Here is a 7,910-nt window from a genome sequence, read left to right as displayed (position 1 = left end):
GTGCAGCCTGGCCGGCGTGGTGCGCGCGCACATGGAGGCCAAGAAGCTCAACCTGCCGCTGCTCATCGGCGCCTGCTTCCAGCTGCGCGCAGCGCCCGACGCCGCGCCGCTGGGCCTGACCCTGCTGGCGCAGACGCGCGAGGGCTACGGCAACCTGTCCGAGCTGATCACGCTGGCGCGCTCGCGCGCGCCCAAGGGCGAGTACCGGCTGGCGCCCGAGGACTTCACCGATCCGCCGCCCGGCTGCGAACATCTGCGCGGCCTGCCCGAATGCCTGGCCATCCTGGCGCCCGAGTACGGCGCCGACGCCGCCCGCGTCGCCGAGCAGGCGCGCTGGCTGGCGCGCGTGTTCCCGCGCCGTGCCTGGATCGGCCTGACCCTGCTGCACCGTTCCCGCGAGGATCTGCACCGCGACGCCACCGTGGCGGCCGCGCAGGAAGCCGGGCTGCCGCTGGTGGCGCTGGGCCAGGTCCAGATGCACCTGCGCTCGCGCCAGCCACTGCACGACACGCTGGCCGGCATCCGCAGCCACCAGCCGGTGTCGCGCTGCGGCTATGCGCTGGCCGGCAACGCCGAGCGCCACCTGCGCACGCGCATGCGGCTGGCCAGCCTGTACCCGCCCGAGGCGCTGGCGCAGACGCTGGCGGTGGCGCGGCGCTGCGGCTTCTCGCTGGACGAACTGCGCTACGAATATCCGGACGAGATCGTGCCCCCGGGCCACACGCCCGCCACCTACCTGCGCCAGGAGACGCAGGCCGGCGCCGCGCGCCGCTTCCCGCAGGGCGTGCCCGAGGCGATCGCCACGCAGATCGAGAAAGAGCTGGGCCTGATCCGCGACCTGCAATACGAGGCGTACTTCCTGACCGTCTACGACATCGTCCAGTACGCGCGCGGCCAGGGCATCCTGTGCCAGGGCCGCGGCTCGGCCGCCAACTCGGCCGTCTGCTATTGCCTGGGCATCACCGAGGTCGACCCGATACGCGGCCACGCGCTGTTCGAGCGCTTCATCAGCAAGGAACGCAACGAGCCGCCCGACATCGACGTGGACTTCGAACACCAGCGCCGCGAGGAAGTGATCCAGTACATCTACGACAAGTACGGCCGCGACCGCGCCGCGCTGACCGCGGTGGTCATCTCCTATCGGCCGCGCAGCGTGCTGCGCGACACCGGCCGCGCGCTGGGCGTGGACAACGGCGTGATCGACGCGGTGGCGCGCGCGCACCAGTGGTGGGATGGCAAGAAGGAAATGCTGCGCACGCTGGGCGCCTGCGGGTTGGACCCGGACTCGCGCGTGGCGCGGCAATGGGCCTGGCTGGCGCAGACGCTGATGGGCTTTCCGCGCCACCTGTCGCAGCACCCGGGCGGCTTCGTGATCTCGCGCGGCAAGCTCTCGCGCCTGGTGCCGATCGAGAACGCCGCCATGCCCGACCGCAGCGTGGTGCAGTGGGACAAGGACGACCTGGACGCGCTCAAGCTGCTGAAGGTCGACGTGCTGGCGCTGGGCATGCTGTCGGCGCTGCGCCGCACGCTGGAGCTGGCCGGCCTGCGTCGCGGCGCGCCGCTGCGGCTGCAGGACATCCCGCCGGGCGACGATCCTACCTACGACATGATCTGCGACGCCGACACCATCGGCGTGTTCCAGATCGAGTCGCGCGCGCAGATGAGCATGCTGCCCAGGCTGCGGCCGCGCAAGTACTACGACCTGGTGGTGCAGGTGGCCATCGTGCGGCCGGGGCCGATCCAGGGCGGCATGGTGCATCCCTACCTGCGCCGGCGCCAGGGCAAGGAAGACGAAACCTATCCCAGCGAAAAGGTGCGCGACGTGCTCTCGCGCACCATGGGCGTGCCCATCTTCCAGGAACAGGTCATGCAGATCGCCGTGGTGGCCGCCGGCTTCACGCCCGGCGACGCCGACCAGCTGCGCCGCTCCATGGCCGCCTGGAAGCGCAAGGGCGGCGTCGACAAATACCGCGTCAAGCTGGTCGGCGGCCTGCTGGCCCACGGCTACACGCTGGACTTCGCCGAAGCCTTGTTCCGCCAGATCGAGGGCTTCGGCGAATACGGCTTTCCCGAAAGCCACGCCGCCAGCTTCGCGCTGCTGGCCTACGCCAGCTCCTGGCTCAAGCGCCACGAGCCCGAGGCCTTCCTGGCCGCCCTGCTCAATTCCCAGCCCATGGGCTTCTACGCGCCGGCCCAGCTGGTGCAGGACGCCCGCCGCCACGGCGTGCGCGTGCTGCCGCCCGACGTGGTGCACAGCGGCTGGGATTCGGCGCTGGAAGCGCCGCCGCCCGAGGCCCTTGCCACCCCGCGCCGGGCCCATCCCCACGCGCCGCCCGCCGGCGAGCCGCGCCCCGCCGTGCGCCTGGGCCTGAGCCTGGTCCAGGGCCTGCGCGAGGAAGCGGCCCGGCGCATCGAGGCCGCGCGCGCGCAGGCGCCCTATGCCGACACCGGCGACCTGGCGCGCCGCGCCGCACTCACGCGCCACGAGCTGAACGCGCTGGCCGCCGGCGACGCGCTGCGCACGCTGGCCGGCCACCGCCGCCAGGCCAGCTGGGAAGCCGCCGCCAGCGCCAGCAGCCGCGACCTGCTCAGGCACGCCGCCATCCATGACGTCCAGGCCCCGGCGCTCAGCGCGCCGGACGAAGGCCAATCGGTGGCCGCCGACTACCGCAGCGTCGGACTGACCCTGCGCAGCCATCCGGTGGCCCTGCTGCGCCCGCAACTGGCCGCGCGCAACTTCCAGCCCGCCGCCGTGCTCAACACCTATCCGCACCGGCGCGTGGCGCGCGCCTGCGGCATCGTCACCGTGCGGCAGCGGCCGCAGACCGCCAAGGGCGTGATCTTCGTGACGCTGGAGGACGAGACCGGCCCGGTCAACGTGGTGGTCCGCACCGAGCTGATCGAACGCCAGCGCCGCGAGCTGCTCGGCTCCAGCCTGCTGGGCGTTTATGGCGCCTGGCAGAACGTGGACGGCGTGCGCCACCTGATCGCGCAGCGGCTGGTGGATATGTCCGAGCTGCTGGGCGGGCTGAGCACGCAGAGCCGGAACTTCCATTGAGGCCCGCTTGCGGCCAGCCTCTCAACCGCACACGGCGAGCACCAGGTTCCGGTAGATATCTCGGGCGCCTTCCAGCTGCTCCAACGCAATCGACTCATCGATCGTGTGGGCGTCCTCTTCGTTGCCCGGCCCCAGGCCGATCGTTGGAATGCCGCGCCGTCCGGCGGATTCCGAGCCGTTGGTGCAGAACGGCCAGGCGCCCACCAGCGGCTCCCTGCCACTGGCGCTGACGGCCGCGCGCACGGCGGCCAGCAGCGCCGTATCGCCATCGCAGCGCCACCCCGGCAGCCAGCGCGGCGGCGTGGCATGCTGGCCCGTATAGGTTTCCACCCGGCCCTCGCTCACCGCCAGGGTGAAATCAGACAGGCCGTGTCCGGTCAGGTGCCCGCGGATCTGCGCCAGCACGTCCTCCAGGCGCTCGCCCGAGACGGTGCGCCGGTCGAAGCGGATCGTCACCGCACCCGGGATCATGGAAATCGACGGATAGGGATCAGACACGATGTCGGTAGGAACCAGCAGCGCCTGCCCCAGCACATCGTCATGCGGCAGGGGCAGTGTTTCCAGCACGGTCAGCGCCTTGGCGGCCGCATGCAGGGGATTGACGCCGACATGCGGCGTCGCGGCGTGCGCCGGCTTGCCGTGGAAGGTCAGCAGCAGTTCCACCCGCCCTTTCTGCCCAGCCTTGATCTGGAGTTTCGACGGCTCGCAGATCACGACGGCCTGCGGCGTGCAGACGTCGAGCACCGAGGCCAGCGCATGGCCTTCGATGATCTCTTCCAGCACGCTGGCCGACACGGCCACGCGGCGTTTCAGGCCCGAGCGCGCCGCCGCCGCGACGCCACAGATCGCCGCGGCAATGCCGCCCTTCATGTCGGTGCTGCCGCGCCCATGCAGCCGGCCGTCGCGGATCTCGCCGCCGAACGGATCCGAGCGCCAGCTGCCCGTGACCGGCACCACATCCATGTGCCCGTCGAACAGCAAGGCCACTTCCGCATCGCGCGGGCCGATCAGGCCCAGCACCGATCCATTTCGGTCGATCGTGACCGGGTCGAACCCCGCCTCGCGCATGACCGCGCCCATCAAGGCCGCCATTTCGCTTTCCTGGCCGGAAAGGCTGGGAATGCGCACCATCGCCTGCGTCAACGCCACTACATCCAATGTCATCATGATTCCTGTCGAAGTAGCGGATGGGCGAACCGCGCCCATCCTTGAGAAAACAGCACACTAGCGATTCACCAGCGCCTTGGGCACGCGATACACCAGCACCGCGCCGATCAGCGTGAAACTGGCCAGGAAGTACATGCCCCAGTCGGTGGAGCCGGTCAGATCCTTGATCCAGCCGATCGCATAGGGACTGACGAAAGCCGCCAGTCCGGCGAACGAATTGATGCCGGCGATGCCCGCGGCGGCGCTCTTGCCTTCCAGGAAGGCGGTCGGCAGGCTCCAGAACAGCGGCGAACACACCATGCAGCCAGCGGCCGCCACGGACAGCATCACCACCGCCAGCATCGGGTTGTGACTGAACAGCGTGCTCAGCGCCAGGCCGGTCCCGCCGATCAGGAAGGGCACGATCATGTGCCAGCGGCGCTCCCGTGTCGCGTCCGAATGGCGGCACACCAGCACCATGGAAATCACCGCGCACACGTTCGGCACCGCCGTCAGCAGCCCCACATCCAGCAGGGACACGACGCCGGTGGAGCGGATTACCGACGGCACCCAGAACGCCAGGCCGGACAGGCTGGACACGGTGCAATAGCAGATCAGCGCCATATGAACCACCCGCCGGTCCCGCAACAGCCGCAGCAGCGATACATGCTCGCCACGGGCGGCCTGCTCGCTCGACAGGTTATGGTTCAGCCGCGCCTTCTCCGCCTCCGACAGCCAGCGCGCCTCGCCGATGCGATCGTCCAGGTACCAGAGCACCGCCACGCCCAGCAGCACGGACGGAATCGCCTCGATGATGAACATCCATTGCCAGCCGGCCAGGCCGCTGGTCTGGTGGAATGCCTCCATGACCCAGCCGGACAGCGGCCCGCCCAGGATGCCCGCGAACGGCACGGCCGTCATGAACACGGCCACGATCTGGCCGCGCCGGCTCGACGGAAACCAATAGGTCAGATAGAGAATGATGCCCGGATAGAAGCCAGCCTCGGCCGCGCCCAACAGGAAACGCAGCATGTAGAACTGCGTAGGTGTTTGCGTCAGCGCCATGGCCGCGGAAATCAGGCCCCACAGGATCATGATGCGCGCCAGCGTCTTCTTGGCGCCGATGCGGTGCATCAGCACATTGCTTGGCACTTCGAACAGGAAGTAGCCGATGAAGAAAATTCCCGCGCCCAACCCATATACGGCCTCGCTGAACTTGAGGTCGTCCAGCATCTGCAACTTGGCGAAACCGACATTCACGCGGTCCAGGAATGCCGCGATGTAGCACACCATCAAGAACGGCAGCAAGCGCCACGCCACCTTCCGATACAGCGCATTGTCCCGCTCCGCCGCCGGGGACGCGCCCCCGGCAACCGGGGAAGCCGCGACGGGCTTGATTGACTGATCCATGTTTTCCACCTTGGGGTCTGTATTTTCAGGCCGCACGCTCCCCTGCAGGCGCGCGTGGCGCCCGCATGTTTTTTATATGGGAAGGAAACGTCCGGCCGGGTCTTGCGGACGGCCCTGGGGCCGTCCGCGCTGGCCGCGCCGCGGGCTAGGCGATGATCGCCACCCCCGGCGCGGGTTCCATCGCGCCTCTGCGTTGCGTGATCAGGCCGTACGCCTCGGGACGCCGGTGCCGATCGAAGTTGAAGGTCGTTTTTTTGTAGGACAGGCAGAGATCCAGGTCGCAACGCGCGATCGCCAGCTCATCGCCCTTGGTCGAGCAGGCGGCCACGATCTCGCCCGACGGCGCGATGATGCAGCTGCCGCCGATCATTTCGCAGCCCTCTTCCTTGCCTGCCTTGGCCACGCCCACCACCCAGGTGCCGTTCTGATAGGCGCCCGACTGCATGACCAGGTGGTTGTGGAACATGGACAGGTCGTCATGTTCCGGCGCGGGGGGGTTGTGCACCGGCGTGTTGTAGCCGAGCAGGATCATCTCGGCCCCTTGCAGGCCCATCACACGATAGGTTTCCGACCAGCGGCGGTCATTGCACAAGGCCATGCCCATCACGCCGCCAAAGCCCCGCCAGACGCCGAATTCGCCGCCCGGCTCGAAGTAGCGCTTTTCCAGATGCTGGAAGGCGCGCCACGGCTCATGCTCGTCATGTCCGGGCAGATGGACCTTGCGGTACTTCCCGATCATGGCGCCGTCCTGCCCCACCAGGATTGAGGTATTGAAACGGCGCTTGACGCCGCCCTGGACCACCAGCTCGGCATAGCCCAGGTAGAACCCGATACCCAGCTTGCGCGCCGTGTCGAACAAGACCTGGGTCTGCGGACCCGGCATCTCGCTTTCATAGAAGGCATCCAGTTCGGCCGGATCCTCCATGTACCAGCGCGGAAAGAAAGTCGTGAGCGCCAACTCAGGAAAGACCACCAACTGACACCCCATGGCGTGCGCCTGGCGCAGATGCGCCAGCAGGCGCTCGACGACATCGCGGCGGCTATCGCTGCGCTGGATCGGCCCGAGTTGCGCGGCCGCGACGTTGATGATGCGTGACATGTTGCTTCTCCTACGGTTTCATTGTTCTGCGAGTTCGAGCATCAAGGCCAGCAGCACGCCGGCGCCCGCCTCGATATCGTGGTCATGGGTGAATTCCGCGACGTTGTGCGACAGGCCGCCGACGCTGGGCACGAACACCATGCCTGTCGGGCACATGCGCGCCAGCATCTGGGCATCGTGGCCCGCGCCGCTGGGCAGCCGCCGCACGCGGTGGCCGTGCTCGCGCGCGATCGACTCGACCCGGCCGACGATGGCCGGGTCGAACGCGACCGGCTCGAAATCCGCCAGCACCCGATGGGTCAGCGCCACGCCCTCCTCGGCCGCGGCCTGCTCCGCATACGCCATGCAGCGGTCAATCGCTTGCCGCAAGGCGGTCCCGTCCGTGTTGCGCAAATCCAGCGTGAAGGTCGCGCGATTGGGAATGACGTTGATCAGATTGGGGAACAGCTCCACCTGCCCGACCGTCGCCAGCTGCCCCTCGCCCATCTCGCGCGTCAGGTCGCGGGCGAAGCAGGCGATGCGGGCGGCCACGATGCCGGCATCGTGGCGCAAGGCCATCGGCGTGGTCCCGGCATGATTGGACACGCCGCGCAGCGTGAACTCGATCCAGTGGATGCCCTGCACTCCCGTCACCGCGCCGATGGTGTATTCCTCATGCTCCAGCACCGGCCCCTGCTCCACATGCAGCTCGACAAAGGCATGCACGCGGTTGTTGCCGGTGGCCGCCGTGCCGGCGTAGCCGATGCGCGCCAGGTTCTCACCCACCGAGGTGCCGTCGATGCCCACGGTGGCCAGCGCCTGCGCCAGCGGCAAATCGCCCTGGAAGACCAGGCTGCCCATCATGTCGGGCGCGAAGCGCGCGCCTTCCTCGTTGGTGAAGAAGGCCACCGCGACCGGCCGTCGCGTCACCACGCCGGCATCGTTCAAGGCCGCGATCACTTCCAGCCCGGCCAGCAGGACGGGCCGCCCGTGATGACCGGCTCGCATATCGACACGGTGCGTACTGGCGGCCGCTACGACGGTAACCTGGGCGTGCTGGCCGGCGCGCACGCCCACCACGTTGCCGATCCCGTCTATCGTCACGGCCAGGCCTGCCTCGCGCATCCATCGCACCACCAGATCGCGCCCTTGCCGATCGGCCTCGGTCAGCGCCAGGCGGCACACGCCGCCGCCCTCGATGGCGCCGACCTGCGCCAG

The 7,910-nt window shown here is 68.9% G+C and carries 5 protein-coding genes; 1 reads left to right on the top strand and 4 read right to left on the bottom strand.

What is annotated here, in order from left to right:
- The coding region (locus tag KDH83_RS28020; protein WP_212321764.1) for an error-prone DNA polymerase at positions 1-3,058 on the top strand (3,058 nt) is incomplete at its 5' end.
- A 21-nt stretch (positions 3,059-3,079) separates the two neighbouring features.
- Here the strand turns inward: KDH83_RS28020 and KDH83_RS28015 are convergent.
- The 4 genes from KDH83_RS28015 to KDH83_RS28000 form a co-directional block, all read right to left on the bottom strand.
- Positions 3,080-4,222: a YgeY family selenium metabolism-linked hydrolase gene (locus KDH83_RS28015; protein WP_212321761.1), complete on the bottom strand. Its 1,143-nt coding sequence runs from the start codon at positions 4,220-4,222 to the stop codon at positions 3,080-3,082.
- Positions 4,223-4,282: 60 nt separating this feature from the next.
- Complete coding sequence (locus KDH83_RS28010) at positions 4,283-5,614, bottom strand: MFS transporter (protein ID WP_212321760.1); 1,332 nt, start codon at positions 5,612-5,614, stop codon at positions 4,283-4,285.
- Positions 5,615-5,759: 145 nt separating this feature from the next.
- Entirely contained in the window at positions 5,760-6,713 is a 954-nt protein-coding gene (locus KDH83_RS28005) for an N-carbamoyl-D-amino-acid hydrolase (protein ID WP_212321759.1), read from the bottom strand.
- A gap of 18 nt (positions 6,714-6,731) precedes the next feature.
- Positions 6,732-7,910 (bottom strand): M20 family metallo-hydrolase (locus tag KDH83_RS28000; protein WP_212321757.1); only part of this gene is annotated, 1,179 nt, incomplete at its 5' end.

The sequence above is a fragment of the Achromobacter sp. Marseille-Q0513 genome, from assembly GCF_018195695.1.
Lineage (GTDB): Bacteria > Pseudomonadota > Gammaproteobacteria > Burkholderiales > Burkholderiaceae_B > Achromobacter.
The sequence above is the reverse complement of the archived record's forward strand: the minus strand, read 5'-3'. Positions and strand labels throughout refer to the sequence as shown.